15 protein-coding genes are annotated in these 19,611 nt (G+C 56.5%); 9 read left to right on the top strand and 6 right to left on the bottom strand.

From position 1 onward, the window contains the following. The first annotated feature begins 219 nt into the window (after positions 1-219). The 4 genes from metA to aceK all read left to right on the top strand — a co-directional run bounded on the left by metA (position 220) and on the right by aceK (position 6,172). Positions 220-1,149 carry a homoserine O-succinyltransferase MetA gene (metA, locus tag AC2FAJ_RS19745; protein ID WP_485454435.1) on the top strand — a complete coding sequence of 310 codons (930 nt, stop codon included), beginning with the start codon at positions 220-222 and terminating at the stop codon, positions 1,147-1,149. Between the two features lie 270 nt (positions 1,150-1,419). Continuing rightward, positions 1,420-3,021: a malate synthase A gene (gene aceB / locus AC2FAJ_RS19740; RefSeq protein WP_319880382.1), complete on the top strand. Its 1,602-nt coding sequence runs from the start codon at positions 1,420-1,422 to the stop codon at positions 3,019-3,021. A 31-nt stretch (positions 3,022-3,052) separates the two neighbouring features. Further along, positions 3,053-4,357 carry an isocitrate lyase gene (gene aceA / locus AC2FAJ_RS19735; protein ID WP_041911582.1) on the top strand — a complete coding sequence of 435 codons (1,305 nt, stop codon included), beginning with the start codon at positions 3,053-3,055 and terminating at the stop codon, positions 4,355-4,357. Positions 4,358-4,408: 51 nt separating this feature from the next. Continuing rightward, positions 4,409-6,172, top strand: a complete 1,764-nt coding sequence (aceK, locus tag AC2FAJ_RS19730) for a bifunctional isocitrate dehydrogenase kinase/phosphatase (protein ID WP_485454434.1) — start codon at positions 4,409-4,411, stop codon at positions 6,170-6,172. On the opposite strand, the gene iclR is transcribed toward aceK, so the two are convergent. Then, positions 6,126-6,953, bottom strand: a complete 828-nt coding sequence (gene iclR, locus AC2FAJ_RS19725) for a glyoxylate bypass operon transcriptional repressor IclR (protein ID WP_072201792.1) — start codon at positions 6,951-6,953, stop codon at positions 6,126-6,128. The two genes, aceK and iclR, sit on opposite strands and share 47 nt — an antisense overlap. 193 nt (positions 6,954-7,146) lie before the next feature. Here iclR and metH point away from each other — a divergent pair, with 193 nt between their 5' ends. Together metH and AC2FAJ_RS19715 are read left to right on the top strand one after the other, a co-directional pair. Next, positions 7,147-10,830: a methionine synthase gene (metH, locus tag AC2FAJ_RS19720; RefSeq protein ID WP_485454433.1), complete on the top strand. Its 3,684-nt coding sequence runs from the start codon at positions 7,147-7,149 to the stop codon at positions 10,828-10,830. A gap of 113 nt (positions 10,831-10,943) precedes the next feature. Further along, on the top strand, positions 10,944-12,575 hold the full coding sequence (locus AC2FAJ_RS19715; protein ID WP_041911578.1) for a Na/Pi cotransporter family protein: 1,632 nt from the start codon (positions 10,944-10,946) through the stop codon (positions 12,573-12,575). Here AC2FAJ_RS19715 and AC2FAJ_RS19710 read toward each other — a convergent pair. Both AC2FAJ_RS19710 and AC2FAJ_RS19705 read right to left on the bottom strand, forming a co-directional pair. After that, positions 12,572-12,859 carry an addiction module antidote protein gene (locus AC2FAJ_RS19710; RefSeq protein WP_060573145.1) on the bottom strand — a complete coding sequence of 96 codons (288 nt, stop codon included), beginning with the start codon at positions 12,857-12,859 and terminating at the stop codon, positions 12,572-12,574. The genes AC2FAJ_RS19715 and AC2FAJ_RS19710 overlap by 4 nt on opposite strands. Before the next feature lie 6 nt (positions 12,860-12,865). Next, complete coding sequence (locus tag AC2FAJ_RS19705; RefSeq protein WP_041911577.1) at positions 12,866-13,168, bottom strand: type II toxin-antitoxin system RelE/ParE family toxin; 303 nt, start codon at positions 13,166-13,168, stop codon at positions 12,866-12,868. A gap of 197 nt (positions 13,169-13,365) precedes the next feature. On the opposite strand from AC2FAJ_RS19705, the gene rluF reads away from it, so the two are divergent. After that, positions 13,366-14,238, top strand: coding sequence for a 23S rRNA pseudouridine(2604) synthase RluF (gene rluF / locus AC2FAJ_RS19700; protein WP_485454432.1), 873 nt, complete (start codon positions 13,366-13,368; stop codon positions 14,236-14,238). On the opposite strand, the gene AC2FAJ_RS19695 is transcribed toward rluF, so the two are convergent. The 3 genes from AC2FAJ_RS19695 to lysC all read right to left on the bottom strand — a co-directional run bounded on the left by AC2FAJ_RS19695 (position 14,239) and on the right by lysC (position 16,949). Further along, positions 14,239-14,511, bottom strand: a complete 273-nt coding sequence (locus AC2FAJ_RS19695) for a YjbD family protein (RefSeq protein ID WP_003860346.1) — start codon at positions 14,509-14,511, stop codon at positions 14,239-14,241. Positions 14,512-14,561: 50 nt separating this feature from the next. After that, positions 14,562-15,506 carry a ketopantoate/pantoate/pantothenate transporter PanS gene (panS, locus tag AC2FAJ_RS19690; protein WP_047366838.1) on the bottom strand — a complete coding sequence of 315 codons (945 nt, stop codon included), beginning with the start codon at positions 15,504-15,506 and terminating at the stop codon, positions 14,562-14,564. A 93-nt stretch (positions 15,507-15,599) separates the two neighbouring features. Then, positions 15,600-16,949 carry a lysine-sensitive aspartokinase 3 gene (gene lysC / locus AC2FAJ_RS19685; RefSeq protein WP_041911575.1) on the bottom strand — a complete coding sequence of 450 codons (1,350 nt, stop codon included), beginning with the start codon at positions 16,947-16,949 and terminating at the stop codon, positions 15,600-15,602. Positions 16,950-17,323: 374 nt separating this feature from the next. Here lysC and pgi point away from each other — a divergent pair, with 374 nt between their 5' ends. Beyond that, positions 17,324-18,973, top strand: a complete 1,650-nt coding sequence (gene pgi, locus AC2FAJ_RS19680; RefSeq protein WP_309257715.1) for a glucose-6-phosphate isomerase — start codon at positions 17,324-17,326, stop codon at positions 18,971-18,973. Positions 18,974-19,339: 366 nt separating this feature from the next. Continuing rightward, positions 19,340-19,582, top strand: coding sequence for an exopolysaccharide production protein YjbE (gene yjbE / locus AC2FAJ_RS19675; RefSeq protein WP_013095034.1), 243 nt, complete (start codon positions 19,340-19,342; stop codon positions 19,580-19,582). Positions 19,583-19,611: the final 29 nt, after the last annotated feature.

Here is a 19,611-nt window from a genome sequence, read left to right as displayed (position 1 = left end):
GTAGTGTGGGGTCTCCCCATGTGAGAGTAGGGAACTGCCAGGCATCAATCAAGAAGAACCCCGTACCGTAAGGTGCGGGGTTTTTTGCTTTTGTTTTTCTCCCTCTCCCTGAAACTTTCTCACCTTCGACTTGCAGGCTCGACATTCATACCATTTCTGGGTATCGTTAGCTGTCTGGATGTCTAAACGTTTATACGTATATTGTGAGGAAGTAAGGTTATGCCGATTCGGGTGCAGGACGAGCTACCAGCCGTCAATTTCTTACGTGAAGAGAACGTCTTCGTGATGACGGCTTCACGCGCGACAGGTCAGGAAATTCGCCCGCTGAAGGTTCTCATCCTCAACCTGATGCCGAAAAAGATTGAGACGGAGAATCAGTTTCTGCGTCTGCTGTCGAACTCCCCGCTGCAGGTCGATATTCAACTGCTGCGTATTGATGCCCGCGAGTCACGTAACACGCCCTCTGAGCATCTGAATAACTTCTACTGTAACTTCGAAGATATTCGGGGGGAAAACTTCGACGGACTGATCGTCACTGGCGCACCGCTGGGTCTGGTGGAATTTAATGACGTTGCCTACTGGCCGCAGATCAGGCAGGTGCTGGAGTGGGCAAAAGATCACGTTACATCCACCTTGTTTGTCTGCTGGGCGGTACAGGCCGCACTCAACATTCTCTACGGTATTCCCAAGCAAACCCGCACTGAAAAGCTCTCCGGCGTATACGAACACCACATTCTTCATCCACACGCGCTGCTGACGCGTGGTTTTGATGACACCTTCCTGGCCCCGCATTCTCGCTACGCCGATTTTCCGGCCCAGCTGATTCGTGATTACACCGATCTGGAGATCCTGGCCGAAACGGAAGACGGGGATGCCTACCTGTTTGCCAGTAAAGACAAACGTATCGCGTTCGTTACCGGCCATCCTGAGTATGATCCCGATACTCTCGCATCAGAGTATTTCCGTGATGTCGAAGCGGGTCTTAATCCGGATATCCCGTACAACTATTTCCCGAAAAACGATCCGCAAAACAAACCAGGAGCCACCTGGCGCAGCCACGGAAATCTGCTGTTCACTAACTGGCTCAACTATTACGTCTACCAGATTACGCCGTACGATCTTCGCCACATGAATCCGACGCTGGAGTAATCGTCTGCATTAAACGATCCTAAAGCGTTTCAGCTATTCACATCAGGCACCTTCGGGTGCCTTTTTTATTTCCGAAATCCTGTTCAACATGTCAGGAAACTTTAACTCCATATTAATCATCATGTTGCGCTGTAATTAATATTAAAATGGAAATTGTTTTTGATTTTGGAAAAATTATAGATAGTCTTAATTCTGCTGAGCGAAAACTACACAACGATCTTTCGTTCGCATTGGGGGCGTGATTTTGGATCTTTGATGAGGAGCAGAACGATGACTCAACAGGCAAGCACGGTCGATGAATTGACCTTTACCCAGCCGAATGGTGAGCAAGAACAGCAGGTTTTGACGGCCGAAGCGGTAGAGTTTCTGACTGAGCTGGTGACCCGCTTTACGCCGCAGCGCAATAAGCTGCTGGCGGCACGCATTCACCAACAGCAGGAAATCGATAACGGCAAGTTGCCAGGATTTATTTCGGAAACTGCTTCCATTCGTCGTGGTGAGTGGAAAATCCGCGGCATTCCTGAAGATTTACAGGATCGTCGCGTTGAGATCACTGGTCCGGTAGAGCGCAAAATGGTGATCAACGCCATGAACGCTAACGTTAAAGTCTTTATGGCCGATTTTGAAGACTCGCTGGCCCCGGACTGGAACAAAGTTATCGACGGGCAGATCAACCTGCGCGATGCCGTCAACGGCACCATCAGCTACACCAACGAAGCCGGGAAAATCTACCAGCTCAAACCGAATCCGGCGGTGCTGATCTGTCGTGTACGAGGTCTGCACCTGCCTGAAAAACATGTCACATGGCGTGGAGAAGCCATTCCGGGCAGCCTGTTTGATTTCGCACTCTATTTTTTCCATAACTACAAAAACCTGCTGGCAAAAGGTAGCGGTCCCTATTTCTATCTGCCAAAAACGCAGGCCTGGCAGGAAGCCGCTTGGTGGAGCGAAGTATTTAGCTACGCGGAAGATCGCTTCAACCTGCCGCGCGGCACGATCAAGGCCACGCTGCTGATTGAAACGCTGCCCGCCGTGTTCCAGATGAATGAAATTCTGCATGCCCTGCGCGACCACATTGTCGGCCTGAACTGCGGACGCTGGGACTATATCTTCAGCTACATCAAAACCCTGAAAAATTATCCCGATCGCGTACTGCCGGACCGCCAGGTCGTGACCATGGATAAACCCTTCCTGAGCGCCTATTCGCGTCTGCTGATTAAAACCTGCCACAAGCGCGGTGCCTTTGCGATGGGCGGCATGGCGGCCTTTATCCCGAGCAAAGACGCGGAGCGCAATAATCAGGTGCTCAACAAGGTGAAAGCCGATAAAGAGCTGGAAGCCCGTAACGGTCACGACGGCACGTGGATTGCCCATCCGGGCCTGGCCGATACGGCGATGGAGGTCTTCAATCGCGTACTCGGCGATAACAAAAATCAGCTGTTTGTCACGCGCGAAGAAGATGCCCCAACGGCTGAAGAACAGCTGCTGGCACCGTGCGCGGGCGAGCGAACGGAAGAGGGGATGCGTGCCAATATTCGCGTCGCGGTCCAGTACATCGAAGCGTGGATCTCCGGCAACGGCTGCGTGCCTATCTACGGCCTGATGGAAGATGCTGCCACGGCGGAAATTTCGCGCACCTCTATCTGGCAGTGGATCCACCATCAAAAAACGCTCAGCAACGGCAAGCCGGTCACCAAAGCCCTGTTCCGTCAGATGCTTGCCGAAGAGATGCGGGTCATCCAGGACGAGCTGGGCGAACACCGCTTCAGCAGCGGACGCTTTGACGACGCAGCGCGGCTGATGGAGCAAATCACCACATCAGATGACTTAATCGACTTCCTGACCCTGCCGGGCTACCGCTTCCTGGCGTAACTCACCACATAACAATATGGAGCATCTGCACATGAAAACCCGTACCCAACAAATCGAAGAATTAAAGAAAGAGTGGACTCAACCGCGCTGGGAAGGCATCCGCCGTCCTTACAGCGCGGAGGACGTGGTGAAATTACGCGGCTCGGTCAACCCGGAATGCACGCTGGCACAGAACGGTGCGGCGAAAATGTGGAAGCTGCTGCACGGTGGCTCCAAAAAGGGTTATATCAACAGCCTCGGTGCGCTGACCGGCGGTCAGGCATTGCAGCAGGCGAAGGCCGGCATAGAAGCCATTTACCTTTCCGGCTGGCAGGTCGCGGCGGACGCCAACCTGGCCTCCAGCATGTATCCGGATCAATCTCTTTATCCGGCCAACTCGGTACCGTCGGTGGTGGATCGGATCAACAATACCTTCCGCCGCGCGGATCAGATCCAGTGGGCCGCAGGCATTGAGCCCAACGATCCGCGTTTTATTGATTACTTCCTGCCGATCGTGGCGGATGCGGAAGCGGGCTTCGGCGGCGTGCTGAACGCCTTCGAACTGATGAAATCGATGATTGAGGCCGGTGCAGCGGCCGTTCACTTCGAAGACCAGCTGGCGTCGGTGAAGAAGTGCGGGCATATGGGCGGAAAAGTTCTCGTCCCGACCCAGGAAGCGATTCAGAAGCTGGTTGCCGCGCGTCTGGCTGCTGACGTGCTCGGCGTGCCGACGCTGGTGATTGCCCGTACCGATGCGGATGCGGCAGACCTGATCACCTCTGACTGCGATCCGTACGATAGCGAATTTATTACCGGCGAGCGCACCAGCGAGGGGTTCTATCGCACGCATGCCGGTATCGAACAGGCCATCAGCCGCGGCCTGGCCTATGCCCCTTACGCCGACCTGGTCTGGTGTGAAACGTCCACGCCGGATCTGGCGCTGGCGAAGCGCTTTGCCGATGCGATTCATGCGAAATATCCGGGAAAGCTGCTGGCCTACAACTGTTCGCCGTCCTTCAACTGGCAGAAAAAGCTGGATGACAAAACCATCGCCAGCTTCCAGCAGCAGCTGTCGGATATGGGCTACAAGTACCAGTTCATCACCCTGGCAGGCATCCACAGCATGTGGTTCAACATGTTCGACCTGGCGCACGCTTACGCGCAGGGGGAGGGCATGAAGCACTACGTTGAGAAGGTGCAGCAGCCGGAGTTTGCGGCGGGCAAAGATGGTTATACCTTCGTCTCTCACCAGCAGGAAGTGGGCACCGGCTACTTTGATAATGTGACCACGATTATTCAGGGCGGCACCTCCTCCGTCACCGCCTTGACGGGTTCAACGGAAGAAGCACAGTTCTAATCTTTTCCCCCTCTCCCCCCTGGGGAGAGGGTTGGTGGTGAGGGGGAATATATGTCGCGTGGCCTGGAATTACTGATTGCCCAAACCATTCTGCAGGGCTTTGATGCCCAGTATGGTCGTTTTCTGGAAGTGACCTCCGGCGCGCAGCAGCGCTTCGAACATGCAGACTGGCATGCGGTTCAGCAGGCCATGAAGCAGCGTATTCATCTCTATGACCACCATGTGGGTCTGGTGGTGGAGCAGCTGCGCTGTATTACCGACGGTAAAAGCCCGGACGCGGCATTTTTACTGCGCGTGAAAGAGCATTACACCCATCTGTTACCCGACTACCCTCGCTTCGAGATTGCGGAGAGCTTTTTCAACTCCGTCTATTGCCGGTTATTTGACCACCGCTCATTATCTCCTGAGCGGTTATTTATCTTCAGCTCCCAGCCTGAGCGCCGCTTCCGTACCATTCCGCGTCCGCTGGCGAAAGATTTCTTTCCCGATCGCGGGTGGGAAAAGCTCCTGCATCGCATCTTAACGGATTTGCCGCTGCGCCTGCCGTGGGAGAACAAGCTCCGGGATATCGGCTATATCCATGCGCATCTTCGTGAAACCTACGGCGAGGAGGTGCTCAGCCGTAGCCATTTGCAGGTGGCCAACGAGCTGTTCTACCGGAATAAGGCCGCCTGGCTGGTGGGCAAACTGGTTACGCCGACGGCCATTGTGCCGTTTCTGTTGCCCATTCACCGTACCGACGACGGCGAACTGTTTGTCGATACCTGCCTGACCACCAGCGCCGAGGCCAGCATCGTATTTGGCTTCGCCCGCTCCTATTTCATGGTGTACGCCCCGCTGCCTGCCGCCCTGGTGGAGTGGCTGCGCGAGATCCTGCCAGGTAAAACCACCGCCGAGCTGTATATGGCGATTGGCTGTCAGAAGCATGCCAAAACGGAAAGTTATCGGGAGTATCTGCGCTATGTCACCGCGGCGGATGAGCAGTTTATCGAAGCGCCAGGTATCCGCGGCATGGTGATGCTGGTTTTCACGCTGCCGGGCTTCGACCGGGTCTTTAAGGTGATAAAAGACAAATTCGCCCCGCAGAAAGAGATGACCGCCGCGCACGTCCGCGCCTGCTATCAGCTGGTAAAAGAGCACGATCGCGTCGGGCGAATGGCCGATACCCAGGAGTTTGAAAACTTTGTGCTGGATAAGCAGCAGATCGATCCGGCGCTCATGTCGCTGTTAATGCAGGAAGCGCCGACGAAAATCACCGATCTGGGCGGTAAAATAGCGATTAGCCATCTCTATATTGAGCGCCGTATGGTGCCGCTCAATATCTGGCTGGAACAGTCAGAGGGCCAGGCATTACGTGATGCCATCGAAGAGTACGGCAACGCCATCCGCCAGCTCGCCGCCGCCAATATCTTCCCTGGCGATATGCTGTTTAAAAACTTCGGCGTCACCCGGCACGGGCGGGTGGTGTTCTACGATTACGATGAAATTTGTTACATGACCGAGGTGAATTTTCGCGATATCCCGCCGCCCCGTTACCCGGAGGATGAGCTCTCCAGCGAGCCGTGGTACAGCGTTTCGCCGGGCGATGTGTTTCCCGAGGAGTTTCGCCACTGGCTGTGTGCGGATCCACGCATCGGGCCGTTATTTGAAGAAATGCATGAAGATCTGTTCCACGCCAGCTACTGGCGCGGGCTACAAACGCGGATCAAAAATGGGCACGTGGAGGATGTGTACGCTTACCGCCGCAAGCAGCGGTTTTGTGTGCGGTTTAACGAATCCCACCGTACGCCAGCGTCACCTCTTTCGCGGCCTTAATCACCAGCGCGCCCAGCTCGGTCACCCGGTCGTCGGTCATACGTGAGATGGGGCCAGAGATGGAGATCGCAGCAAACGGCTCGCGATGTTCGTCGAAAATACAGGACGCGAGGCAGCGCAGCCCCAGCGCATGTTCTTCGTCATCAAACGAATAGCCGCGCTTGCGGGTCAACGCCAGATCTTCTTTCAGATGCACCGGCGACACCAGCGTGGCGTGGGTGTAGGCGTGCAGCCCTTTTCGGTGCAGCAGCCCCGTCACCTGCTCTTCGCTCAGCTGCGAGAGAAACGCTTTCCCCGCCCCGGATGCGTGCATCGGCAGCTTGCCGCCAATCGGCGCGGACATGCGCATCAGCTGCGTACACTGCACCTGGTCGATGATAATCGCCTGGTGGTCGCTCTGGTCGAGCACCGCAAGGTTCACCGTCTCGCCGGACTCCTCCATCAGCTTGCGCAGGATCGGGTGCACAATCGCCAGCAGGTTACGGCTCTGCAGGAAGCTGCTGCCCACGATAAACGCATGCGCGCCCACCGCCCAGTGCCCCAGCTCGCCGACCTGGCGGACAAAGCCCAGCTGCTGCATGGTGGTCAGCAGGCGGTGCGTGGTGGAGTTCGGCAGGCCAGCCTGCTGGGCCAGCTCCGTCAGGGCCACGCTACCGTGCGACTCGGCTATCCACTCCAGCAGCTTCAGACCGCGCGTCAGGGATTGAACCTGTCCGCCGGGTTGTGCAGCGGCGGTGGCGGCAGGTTTTCTGCCGCGTTTGGCGGGAACGGTCGCGACCATGACGATCTCCTTTTTCTGTATCGTGGAAATCATTTTCGTTTTATTTGGTGAATTTGCAACCGCTTTCCTGACTGATCGGAGGAGTGATGGTGAACATGTCTCATGTTACCGCGGCGTGACTTTTCCACCCTGCGAGATTGTGCCAGTATGGAACGCAGCCTTTTGGCCTTGTTGAGCGTTGTCGGGAGCAAGTGTGAGCAGCAAAGTAGAGCAACTGCGTGCGCAGTTAAATGAACGAATTCTGGTGCTGGACGGCGGCATGGGCACCATGATCCAGAGCTATCGTCTGAGCGAAGACGATTTCCGCGGCGAGCGCTTCGCCGACTGGCCCTGCGACCTGAAAGGGAACAACGACCTGCTGGTGCTCAGCAAGCCGTCCGTGATTAAGGATATCCACAACGCCTACTTCGAAGCAGGTGCGGATATTGTAGAAACCAACACCTTCAACTCGACAACCATCGCCATGGCGGATTACCAGATGGAATCCCTGTCGGCGGAGATCAACTATGAGGCGGCCAGGCTCGCCCGCGCCTGTGCCGACGAGTGGACGGCCCGCACGCCGGACAAGCCGCGCTACGTTGCCGGGGTGCTTGGCCCGACCAACCGCACCGCGTCGATTTCACCGGACGTCAACGACCCGGCGTTTCGTAATATCACCTTTGACCAGCTGGTTACGGCGTATCGTGAATCGACCAAAGCGCTGGTGGAAGGTGGCTCCGACCTGATCCTGATTGAAACGGTGTTCGATACCCTCAACGCCAAAGCCGCGATATACGCGGTGAAAGAGGAGTTTGAGGCGCTGGGCGTTGACCTGCCGATCATGATCTCCGGCACCATCACCGACGCCTCCGGGCGTACCCTGTCCGGCCAGACAACCGAAGCGTTTTATAACTCCCTGCGCCACGCCGACGCGCTCTCCTTCGGCCTGAACTGCGCGCTGGGACCAGACGAACTGCGCCAGTACGTGCAGGAGCTTTCGCGCATCGCCGAATGCTACGTTACCGCGCATCCGAACGCCGGTCTGCCGAACGCGTTTGGCGAGTACGATCTGGATGCTGACACCATGGCGGCGCAAATCCGCGAGTGGGCCGAGTCAGGCTTCCTGAACATCGTCGGCGGCTGCTGCGGCACCACGCCGAAGCACATCGCCGCCATGAGCCGCGCCGTGGACGGGCTGCCGCCGCGCAAGCTGCCAGAGCTGCCGGTTGCCTGTCGCCTTTCCGGCCTGGAGCCGTTGACCATCGGCGACGACAGCCTGTTTGTGAACGTGGGTGAACGTACCAACGTTACTGGTTCCGCTAAATTCAAGCGCCTGATCAAAGAAGAGAAGTACAGCGAAGCGCTGGACGTCGCCCGCCAGCAGGTGGAAAGCGGCGCGCAGATTATCGATATCAACATGGATGAGGGGATGCTCGATGCCGAAGCGGCGATGGTGCGTTTCCTCAACCTGATTGCCGGTGAGCCGGATATCGCCCGCGTGCCGATCATGATTGACTCCTCCAAGTGGGAGGTCATCGAAAAAGGGCTGAAATGCATTCAGGGCAAAGGCATCGTTAACTCCATCTCGATGAAAGAGGGCGTGGATATCTTTATCCACCACGCGAAGATGGTGCGCCGCTACGGTGCGGCCGTGGTGGTGATGGCCTTCGATGAGGTGGGCCAGGCCGACACCCGCGAGCGCAAAATTGAGATATGCCGCCGCGCGTACAAAATTCTGACCGAAGAGGTGGGCTTCCCGCCGGAAGACATTATTTTCGACCCGAACATCTTTGCCGTCGCGACCGGCATCGAAGAGCACAACAACTACGCCCAGGACTTTATCGGCGCGTGTGAAGACATCAAGCGCGAGCTGCCGCATGCGCTGATCTCCGGCGGCGTGTCGAACGTCTCGTTCTCGTTCCGCGGCAACGACCCGGTGCGTGAGGCGATCCACGCCGTGTTCCTCTACTACGCCATCCGCAATGGGATGGACATGGGCATCGTCAACGCCGGACAGCTGGCGATTTACGACGATCTGCCTGCCGAACTGCGCGATGCCGTAGAGGACGTGATCCTCAACCGTCGCGACGACGCCACCGAGCGCATGCTCGACCTGGCGGAAAAATACCGCGGCAGTAAATCGGATGAATCGGCCAATGTTCAGCAGGCCGAGTGGCGTTCCTGGGACGTGAAAAAGCGTCTGGAATACTCGCTGGTGAAAGGGATTACCGAGTTCATCGAGCAGGACACCGAGGAAGCGCGTCAGCAGGCAGCCCGCCCGATTGAGGTGATCGAAGGGCCGCTGATGGACGGCATGAACGTGGTCGGCGATCTGTTCGGCGAGGGCAAGATGTTCCTGCCGCAGGTGGTGAAATCCGCTCGCGTCATGAAGCAGGCAGTGGCTTATCTTGAACCCTTCATCGAAGCCAGCAAAGAGAAGGGCTCCAGCAACGGTAAAATGGTTATCGCCACCGTGAAGGGCGACGTGCACGACATCGGCAAAAACATTGTTGGCGTGGTGCTGCAGTGCAATAACTACGAAATTATCGACCTTGGCGTGATGGTTCCGGCGGATAAAATCCTCAAGACCGCGCGCGAAGTGAACGCCGATCTGATTGGCCTCTCCGGCCTGATTACGCCGTCGCTCGACGAAATGGTCAACGTGGCAAAAGAGATGGAGCGTCAGGGTTTCACCATTCCGTTATTGATTGGCGGGGCGACCACCTCGAAAGCGCACACGGCGGTGAAAATCGAGCAGAACTACAGCGGCCCGACGGTCTACGTGCAGAACGCCTCGCGCACGGTGGGCGTGGTTTCCGCACTGCTCTCCGAGACTCAGCGCGACGATTTTGTGGCGCGCACTCGCCAGGAGTACGAAACCGTTCGCGTGCAGCACGGGCGCAAAAAACCGCGCACGCCGCCGGTGACGCTCGCTGCCGCACGCGATAACGACCTGGCCTTTGACTGGGCAAGCTATACGCCGCCGGTCGCGCATCGTCTGGGCGTGCAGGACGTGACGGCCAGCATCGAGACGCTGCGCAACTACATTGACTGGACGCCGTTCTTTATGACCTGGTCGCTGGCGGGCAAATATCCGCGCATCCTCGAAGATGAAGTCGTAGGCGAAGAGGCGAAGCGTCTGTTTAAAGACGCCAACGATATGCTGGACACGCTGAGCGCAGAGAAAACCCTCAACCCGCGCGGCGTGGTGGGGCTGTTCCCGGCGAACCGCGTGGGTGACGACGTGGAAATCTACCGCGATGAAACCCGCACCCATGTGCTGGCCGTGAGCCATCACCTGCGGCAGCAAACCGAAAAAGTGGGCTTTGCCAACTACTGCCTGGCAGATTTCGTTGCGCCGAAGCTGAGCGGGAAAGCTGACTATATCGGCGCCTTTGCGGTAACCGGCGGTCTGGAAGAAGACGCCCTGGCGGACGCGTTTGAAGCGCAACACGATGATTACAATAAGATCATGGTGAAAGCGATTGCCGACCGCCTGGCGGAAGCCTTTGCTGAATACCTGCACGAACGCGTACGTAAGGTGTACTGGGGTTACGCGGCGAATGAGAACCTCAGCAACGAGGAGCTGATCCGCGAAAACTACCAGGGGATTCGTCCGGCGCCGGGCTATCCGGCCTGTCCGGAACACACCGAAAAAGGCACTATCTGGAAACTGCTGGACGTGGAAGCGCATACCGGCATGAAGCTCACCGAGTCGTTCGCCATGTGGCCGGGCGCATCCGTGTCGGGCTGGTACTTCAGTCATCCGGACAGCAAGTACTTCGCCGTGGCGCAGCTGCAGCGCGATCAGATCGAAGATTACGCCCTGCGCAAAGGCATGAGCGTGTCTGAGGTAGAGCGCTGGCTGGCGCCGAATTTAGGCTACGACGCAGACTAACGTCACTTTTCCTTACAACAAACAGGGCACCTCAACGGTGCCCTGTCTCTTTCTTACGTTTAAACCCTTATACTCAATCATAAAATCTAAAACGATAAGGAGAACCCACTTCCGTGCTGACGTTGTTACATCTGCTTTCGGCAGTCGCACTGCTCGTATGGGGCACCCATATTGTCCGCACCGGCGTGATGCGCGTGTTCGGCGCGCGCTTACGTACCGTCCTCAGCGGCAGCGTTGAGAAGAAGCCGCTCGCCTTCTGCGCGGGGATTGGCGTCACGGCGCTGGTGCAAAGCAGCAATGCCACCACCATGCTCGTCACCTCCTTCGTGGCGCAGGATCTGGTCGCGCTCGCCCCGGCGCTGGTGATCGTGCTGGGTGCTGACGTCGGTACCGCGCTGATGGCGCGTATCCTGACGTTCGATCTCTCCTGGCTGTCGCCGCTGCTGATTTTCATCGGTGTGATCTTTTTCCTTGGCCGCAAGCAGACCCGGGCCGGGCAGCTTGGCCGCGTGGGCATTGGCCTCGGACTGATTCTGCTGGCGCTGGAACTGATTGTGCAGGCGGTGACGCCTATCACCCAGGCGAACGGCGTGCAGGTCATCTTCGCCTCGCTGACCGGTGACATCATGCTGGATGCGCTGATCGGGGCAGTGTTTGCCATCATCAGTTACTCCAGCCTGGCCGCCGTGCTGCTGACGGCCACGCTCACCGCCGCGGGCGCGATCTCCTTCCCGGTGGCGCTGTGTCTGGTGATCGGCGCTAACCTCGGCTCTGGCCTGCTGGCGATGCTTAACAACAGCGCGGCCAATGCTGCCGCCCGCCGCGTGGCGCTGGGGAGTTTGCTGTTTAAGCTGGTGGGCAGCCTGATTATTCTGCCGTTTGTCCATCCGCTGGCAAACCTGATGGACAACCTCCCGCTGCCGAAAGCGGAGCTGGTGATCTACTTCCACGTCTTCTATAACCTGGTGCGCTGCCTGGCGATGGTGCCGTTTGCCGCGCCGATGGCCCGCTTTTGCGAGCGTCTTATCCGTGATGAACCGGAGCTGGACGCGCGCCTTAAGCCGAAGCATCTGGATACCTCCGTGCTGGACACCCCCGCGCTGGCCATCGCCAACGCCGCCCGCGAAACGCTGCGCATGGGCGACGCGATGGAAACCATGCTCGAAGGGCTGAAAAAGGTGATGCACGGCGAGCCGCGCGAGGAAAAAGAGCTGCGCAGGCTGGCGGACGACATCAACGTGCTGTATACCGCCATCAAGCTCTATCTGGCGCGTATCCCGCAGGACGAACTGGCGGAAGAGGAGTCCCGCCGCTGGGCGGAAATCATTGAGATGTCGCTTAACCTTGAGCAGGCCTCGGACATCGTTGAGCGTATGGGCAGCGAAATCGCGGACAAATCCCTGGCCGCGCGTCGGGCGTTCTCCGTGGAAGGGCTGAAGGAGCTGGAAGCGCTGCACGAAAAGCTGGTGAGCAACCTGAAGCTGGCGATGTCGGTCTTCTTCTCCAGCGACGTACCGAGCGCGCGCCGCCTGCGCCGCAACAAGCATCGTTTCCGCATCCTCAACCGTCGCTACTCGCACGCCCACGTTGAACGTCTGCACCAGCAGAACGTGCAGAGCATCGAGACCAGCTCCCTGCACCTGGGGCTGCTGGGGGATATGAAGCGTCTTAACTCGCTGTTCTGCGCAGTGGCGTATAGCGTGATGGAACAGCCGGATGAAGACGACGAGCGGGATGAGTATTAATCCCCGGCGTGTTTGAGTGTTAACCCAAAACCCAATGCTTTCATGACCGCGAGCGTGGTTTTGAGCGTTGGGTTTCCTTTATCACTAAATGAACGATAAAGCTGCTCACGTGATAAGCCGGTTTGCTGTGAAATGGTCGACATTCCTTTGGCTCGCGCGACAACACCAAGGGCTTTAGCGATATACGTCGAGTCGCCTGTTTCTAGTGCATCAGCGATAAACACGGCGATTTCCTCGTCATCCTCCAACGCGTTGGCGGGATCGTAAGGTGTTAATTTATGCATGCTCATTCACTCCTGCCATTGGGATACATTGCCCAGCATTTTTGCCATCAGTATGTCTCTGTCCTGGCTGCTTTTGTCACCGCCACATAACAGCACAATGATGCAATTGCTTTGGTATTTAAAATAGATTCTGTAGCCCGGACCAAAGTGGATCCTTAGCTCACTTATACCTTCTCCCACGGGTTTAACGTCGCCCGCTAAGCCATTTGCCAACCGAAAGAGGCGGGAAGCGATAATGGTCTTCGCTCGTCGATCTTTTAAGTTTTGCTCCCAGCGTCGGAAGGATTCTGTCTGAACAATCTCCTTCATATTACTCCCTGTGATTTATAAACTACAAACACTTCTACATGGAGAGCAAAACTAAAAGGCTTGAACACATGGGTAAATGACAGGATGCTAAATCCTGAAAGCATCTCGCAAACTAAAAAACCCGTCTCAGTTACCGTCGGCTAATCTTTTTTTTCGGCCCAAACCTAAGGTATATTTCGCCCTTCACAGGAGAAACTATGCTGCCAACTCAATCAACCCGATTAAACAAGTACATTAGCGAGAGCGGGATCTGCTCACGTCGCGAGGCGGACCGTTACATTGAACAAGGTAACGTGTTCCTCAACGGCAAACGCGCCACTATCGGCGACCAGGTGGTGCCTGGCGATGTGGTTAAAGTGAATGGTCAGGTCATCGAACCGCGTGATGCTGAAGACCTGGTGTTTATCGCGTTGAACAAACCGGTTGGGATTGTCAGCACCACGGAAGACGGTGAACGGGACAACATCGTTGATTTCGTTAACCACAGCAGCCGCATTTTCCCGATTGGCCGTCTGGATAAAGACTCTCAGGGGCTGATTTTCCTCACCAACCACGGCGATCTGGTCAACAAAATTCTGCGTGCCGGTAACGACCACGAGAAAGAGTATATCGTTACGGTGAACAAGCCGGTGACGGACGAGTTCATTCGCGGGATGGGCGCAGGCGTGCCGATTCTGGGCACCGTGACGAAGAAGTGCAAGGTCAAAAAAGAAGCGCCGTTTGCCTTCCGCATTACCCTGGTGCAGGGCCTGAACCGCCAGATCCGTCGCATGTGCGAGTATTTTGGTTATGAAGTGACGAAGCTGGAACGCACGCGCATCATGAACGTCAGCCTTTCCGGGATCCCGCTGGGCGAGTGGCGCGACCTAACGGACGACGAGCTGATCGAGCTGTTCAAGCTTATCGAAAACTCCTCGTCCGAAGCGAAGCCGAAAGCCAAAGCCAAACCGAAAACGCAGGCGATTAAACGTCCGGTGGTGAAGGCACCGCAGGCGGAAGCGAAAGGGCGGGGCAAGCCGGGTAACGGAAAACGCTTTACCCAGCCGGGGCGCAAAAAGAAAGGGCGCTGATTAGCGCCTTCCACGGGTTGATGTATTGGCGGACCAGGAAAAGGTCGCCTCTGCATCCGGCTTATAAGCCTGCTCTTTTTTCAGCTTGCGGGCTTTTTTCGCCGCAGCCTCACGTTGCGCCATCAGCTTGTCGATGTACTCTTTTTTAACCTGATTGGTTTCGGCGTTCGTCAGCGTGCGGCCATGGGCGATGCGGGCGCGGTCGAGAAGCGTTTTCAGTTCGCGCTGCTCGGCTTCCGTCATGTCTTTCTGGGTCAATCGTGGTGTAGCCATTGCTGAAGCCTCCTGATGGGGAGGCTCCAGTGTAAAGCAAGCCGCGTCAATTAACCCTGCTTCAGCGCATCTTTTTTCGGTTGTTCATCAATCGGTTTACCGGACCAGTAGCCCGCCAGCAGCGAGCCGGACAGGTTGTGCCAGACGGAGAACAGCGCGCCCGGCAGGGCAGCCAGCGGTGAGAAGTAAATTTTACCCAGCGCCGCCGCCAGGCCGGAGTTTTGCATGCCTACCTCGATTGCCAGCGTGCGGCAGGTGGACTCGTCAAAGCCAAACAGCTTCCCGCCCCAGTAGCCGCCCAGCAGGCCAATGGTGTTATGCAGCACTACCGCGACGATCACCACAAAGCCCACCGAGGCAATGTGCGACGCGGAACCGGCCACCACGGCGCTGATGATCGCCAGAATGCAGATCATCGAAAACGCGGGCAGGTACGGCTCAACCGCTTTCACCACGCGTGGGAACAGATGGTGAATGACCAGCCCCAGCGCAATCGGGATCACCACAATCTGCAGAATGCTAAGCAGCATGCCCATCACGTCCACCTGAATATGCGCGTCCACGTACAGGCGGGTTAACAGCGGTGTGGCAATCACGCCCACCAGCGTGGATACCGAAGAGATGGTCACGGAGAGCGCCACGTCACCTTTCGCGAGATAGATCATCACGTTAGATGCCGTACCGCTGGCGACGCTGCCCACCAGTACCATCCCGGCGGAGAGATCGGGCGGCATCTTAAAGGCCATCGCCAGCAGCCAGGCCGCGAGCGGCATCACCAGGTAGTGCAAAAATATTCCTGCCGCGACGGGCGCCGGGCGCGACAGCACGCGTTTAAAATCGTCGATTTTCAGGTGCACGCCCATGCCGAACATGATCAGCATCAGCAGCGTGGTGACCCACGGACCGATCCCGGTGAACGTGGTGGGGGTGTAATACGCGAGTACGGAGAGCAGCAGCGCCCATAACGGGAACAGCCGCGTGATGGCGGATAACATAGTTAATTCCTTGCAGTATTGTCGTGTTGTTTAGTTATGAAAAAGCCGGGTCTGTGCCCGGCTTATCGATATTGTTTAACGTGCTAACGAATTTTATTCAAACAAATTCTGATGAAGTTTCTGCACCACCTGCTCGGCCTGATCGGCAGGGACCAGGAAGCAAAGGTTATAGCTGGATGCGCCGTAGCAGATCATGCGGATGTTGAACGGGTCAAGCACGCCGAACACCTCTTTGCCCACGCCGCAGGCGCGAGACAGCTTGTTACCGATGATGGCCACCAGCGCCAGGTCTTCTTCGACCTCCACGCGGCACAGCTCAGACAGCTCAATCAGCAGCGACTGCGTCAGCAGGGTGTCGCCGGTGGAGGTAGAGCCGGTGGTGTCCAGCGTCAGCGCAATGCTCACCTCGGAGGTGGTAATCAAATCTACAGAGATGTTATGGCGCGCGAGGATGCCAAACACTTCCGCAAGGAAGCCGCGGGAGTGCAGCATATTGTGGCTGTGCAGCGTGACCAGCGTCTGGCGGCGGCGCAGAGCCAGCGCGCGGAACAGCGGCGGGTTCTCGGTTTTCTTGCAGACCAGCGTCCCGCCCGCTTTTGGATCTTTACTGGAGCCAACGAAGACCGGAATATCGCTGCGCACTGCGGGCAGCAGCGTTGCCGGGTGCAGCACTTTTGCACCGAAGGTGGCCATTTCCGCCGCTTCTTCAAAGGCAATCACGTCAATACGTTTTGCCGCGGAAACAACGCGCGGATCGGTGGTGTAAATACCCGGCACATCTGTCCAGATATCCACGCGCGTTGCGTGCAGGGCTTCGCCCAGCAGCGCGGCGGTGTAATCGCTGCCGCCACGGCCAAGCGTGGTCGTGCGTCCTTTCGCTTCGCTGCCGATAAAGCCCTGGGTGATCACCATGCCTTCTGCCAGGCGCGGCGCCAGCTGCTGGTTGGTGAGCTCGGCCAGCATCTCAACGTCCGGTTCAGCGCGCCCAAAACGATCGCTGGTGCGCATCACTTTACGCACGTCAAACCACTGCGCCTGAACGTTACGCTCGCGCATGATTTCAACAAACAGCAGGGTGGACATCAGCTCGCCGTGGCTGACCAGTTCATCGGTCAGGGCGGTGGAGGTTGCCAGGGACGCCGCTTCTGCCAGGGTGGTGATATTTTCCAGCAGACGCTCCACTTCTTCGCGGATCACGTTCGGGTTTTGCAGACGTTCAAGAATGTCGAACTGAATTTTGCGCAGTGCATCCAGCTTCACGAAACGTTCTGTCGCTTCCAGTCCTTCAGACAGAGAAACCAGCAGGTTCGTCACGCCGGCGGATGCAGAGAGCACCACCAGGCGGGTATTCGGATCGGCCAGCACCACATCGGCGCTGCGGTTCATGGCATCGTAATCGGCCACACTGGTGCCGCCAAACTTGGCGACCACAAAACTCGTCATAACAACCTCGTGTCAGGGAATGAATAAGCGACCTTGGCACAAGAATGAAACGAAAACAGGTGCAGGCGCAAAATACGGCCCTATAAATAAAATGCGGGGGAGGTCCTGTCAATGCTGGGATTATGCGGATTTTTTATGGGGGGGTACCCCTGAGAAACAGGACTTATAACAGGCCCATATTTTATGCTCCTTTTTACCCCCTTTTGACCGACATTTCGCCACGCCGGAAGGGCGCGACAGCAGCTATACTTTTCGGGTCTTTTCACCTGCGTTTGATGCAGACCAGGGCAATGGCATAAAAACCATCACAATTTTTATTTGCAGGCGCTACAATCGACCGCAGTCACAATTCTCAAATCAGAAGAGTATTGCTAATGAAAAACATCAACCCAACGCAGACCGCTGCCTGGCAGGCACTCCAGAAACATTATGATGAAATGAAAGACGTCACCATCGCGGATCTGTTCGCGAAAGATGCCGATCGTTTCACTAAGTTCTCCGCGACCTTCGATGACCTCATGCTGGTGGATTTCTCCAAGAACCGCATTACCGAAGAGACGCTGGCAAAACTGCAGGATCTGGCGAAAGAGACCGAGCTGGCCGAAGCCATCAAATCCATGTTCTCCGGCGAGAAGATCAACCGCACCGAAGACCGTGCCGTGCTGCACGTGGCGCTGCGCAACCGTAGCAATACGCCAATCATCGTTGACGGCAAAGATGTGATGCCGGAAGTGAACGCGGTGCTGGAAAAGATGAAAACCTTCTCCGAAGCGATCATCTCCGGCAGCTGGAAAGGCTACACCGGCAAAGCGATCACCGACGTGGTTAACATCGGTATCGGCGGCTCTGACCTCGGCCCGTTCATGGTGACCGAAGCCCTGCGCCCGTACAAAAACCACCTCAACATGCACTTTGTCTCTAACGTCGATGGTACCCACATCGCCGAAGTGCTGAAGAACGTGAACCCGGAAACCACCCTGTTCCTGGTGGCGTCCAAAACCTTCACCACCCAGGAAACCATGACCAACGCCCACAGCGCGCGCGACTGGTTCCTTAAAACCGCGGGCGACGAAAAGCACGTGGCGAAACACTTCGCGGCGCTGTCTACCAACGGTAAAGCGGTAGGCGAGTTCGGTATCGACACCGCGAACATGTTCGAGTTCTGGGACTGGGTTGGCGGCCGCTACTCTCTGTGGTCTGCAATCGGTCTGTCCATCATCCTGTCCGTGGGCTTTGACAACTTCGTTGAGCTGCTCTCCGGCGCGCATGCGATGGACAAACACTTCTCCACCACCGCGCCTGAGAAAAACCTGCCGGTGCTGCTGGCGCTGATCGGTATCTGGTACAACAACTTCTTCGGCGCTGAAACTGAAGCGATCCTGCCGTACGACCAGTACATGCACCGTTTTGCGGCTTACTTCCAGCAGGGCAACATGGAATCCAACGGTAAGTACGTTGACCGTAACGGCAACGCGGTGGATTACCAGACTGGCCCGATCATCTGGGGCGAGCCGGGCACCAACGGCCAGCATGCGTTCTACCAGCTGATTCACCAGGGTACCAAAATGGTACCGTGCGATTTCATCGCCCCGGCGATCACGCACAACCCGCTGTCCGACCACCATCCGAAGCTGCTGTCTAACTTCTTCGCACAGACCGAAGCGCTGGCGTTCGGTAAATCCCGCGAAGTGGTTGAGCAGGAATACCGTGACCAGGGTAAAGATCCGGCCACGCTGGAGCACGTTGTGCCGTTCAAAGTGTTCGAAGGCAACCGCCCAACCAACTCCATCCTGCTGCGCGAAATCACCCCGTTCAGCCTGGGCGCGCTGATTGCGCTGTACGAGCACAAGATCTTCACCCAGGGCGCGATCCTGAACATCTTCACCTTTGACCAGTGGGGCGTTGAGCTGGGCAAACAGCTGGCAAACCGCATTCTGCCAGAGCTGGGTGACGATAAAGCCATCGACAGCCACGACAGCTCCACCAATGGTTTGATTAACCGTTATAAAGCATGGCGTGCGTAATTAATATGTCATGAAAAATGCCGGCGATATGCCGGCATTTTTTTATCGGATAATTCCTGATGTCTGTTAGTTAACTCAAATTCTGACTCTGAGTTTAATCTGAAAAAGGCGGTTAACCTGCTAATTGCTGCGGTTTATTTTAAGAAAATACGTAGAGCTAAGATAATAAGGCTATATTATAATTTATTGATTTTTATCGATTATTTATTTCAAATATTTGTTTTTCGTTTCTGTTTTATCCATTAGTCCGAAAACCATCCCCCTATTTCCCCCCACGGTAAACCCTCTGCTGTAGTTGTGTATACTCGATTCCGCCTGAATTTCTTTTCGGGCAAATCTCCATTCATTCATTGAAGGGAAATTGTTATGAAGAAAGTACTGTATGGCATTTTTGCCATATCTGCACTTGCGGCGACGTCTGTCTATGCAGCTCCGGTCCAGGTCGGGGAAGCAGCAGGGTCGGCAGCGACGTCTGCGTCTGCGGGAAGTTCTACCGCAGCCAGCACCAGCACCGTAAGTTCAGCCGTGGGTGTCGCGCTGGCGGCAACCGGTGGCGGTGATGGCTCCAATACCGGAACCACGACCACTACGACAACCAGCACCCAGTAATACCGGGTGTTTTAATCATAACCACACTT

Source organism: Enterobacter cloacae complex sp. 385G4 (assembly GCF_057320665.1).
The sequence above is the reverse complement of the archived record's forward strand: the minus strand, read 5'-3'. Positions and strand labels throughout refer to the sequence as shown.

Coding starts and splice junctions, on each gene's coding strand:
- metA (WP_485454435.1), top strand. CDS start 220: ATGCCGATTCGGGTGCAGGACGAGCTACCAGCCGTCAATTTCTTACGT.
- aceB (WP_319880382.1), top strand. CDS start 1,420: ATGACTCAACAGGCAAGCACGGTCGATGAATTGACCTTTACCCAGCCG.
- aceA (WP_041911582.1), top strand. CDS start 3,053: ATGAAAACCCGTACCCAACAAATCGAAGAATTAAAGAAAGAGTGGACT.
- aceK (WP_485454434.1), top strand. CDS start 4,409: ATGTCGCGTGGCCTGGAATTACTGATTGCCCAAACCATTCTGCAGGGC.
- iclR (WP_072201792.1), bottom strand. CDS start 6,953: ATGGTCGCGACCGTTCCCGCCAAACGCGGCAGAAAACCTGCCGCCACC.
- AC2FAJ_RS19710 (WP_060573145.1), bottom strand. CDS start 12,859: ATGCATAAATTAACACCTTACGATCCCGCCAACGCGTTGGAGGATGAC.
- AC2FAJ_RS19705 (WP_041911577.1), bottom strand. CDS start 13,168: ATGAAGGAGATTGTTCAGACAGAATCCTTCCGACGCTGGGAGCAAAAC.
- rluF (WP_485454432.1), top strand. CDS start 13,366: ATGCTGCCAACTCAATCAACCCGATTAAACAAGTACATTAGCGAGAGC.
- AC2FAJ_RS19695 (WP_003860346.1), bottom strand. CDS start 14,511: ATGGCTACACCACGATTGACCCAGAAAGACATGACGGAAGCCGAGCAG.
- panS (WP_047366838.1), bottom strand. CDS start 15,506: ATGTTATCCGCCATCACGCGGCTGTTCCCGTTATGGGCGCTGCTGCTC.
- lysC (WP_041911575.1), bottom strand. CDS start 16,949: ATGACGAGTTTTGTGGTCGCCAAGTTTGGCGGCACCAGTGTGGCCGAT.
- pgi (WP_309257715.1), top strand. CDS start 17,324: ATGAAAAACATCAACCCAACGCAGACCGCTGCCTGGCAGGCACTCCAG.
- yjbE (WP_013095034.1), top strand. CDS start 19,340: ATGAAGAAAGTACTGTATGGCATTTTTGCCATATCTGCACTTGCGGCG.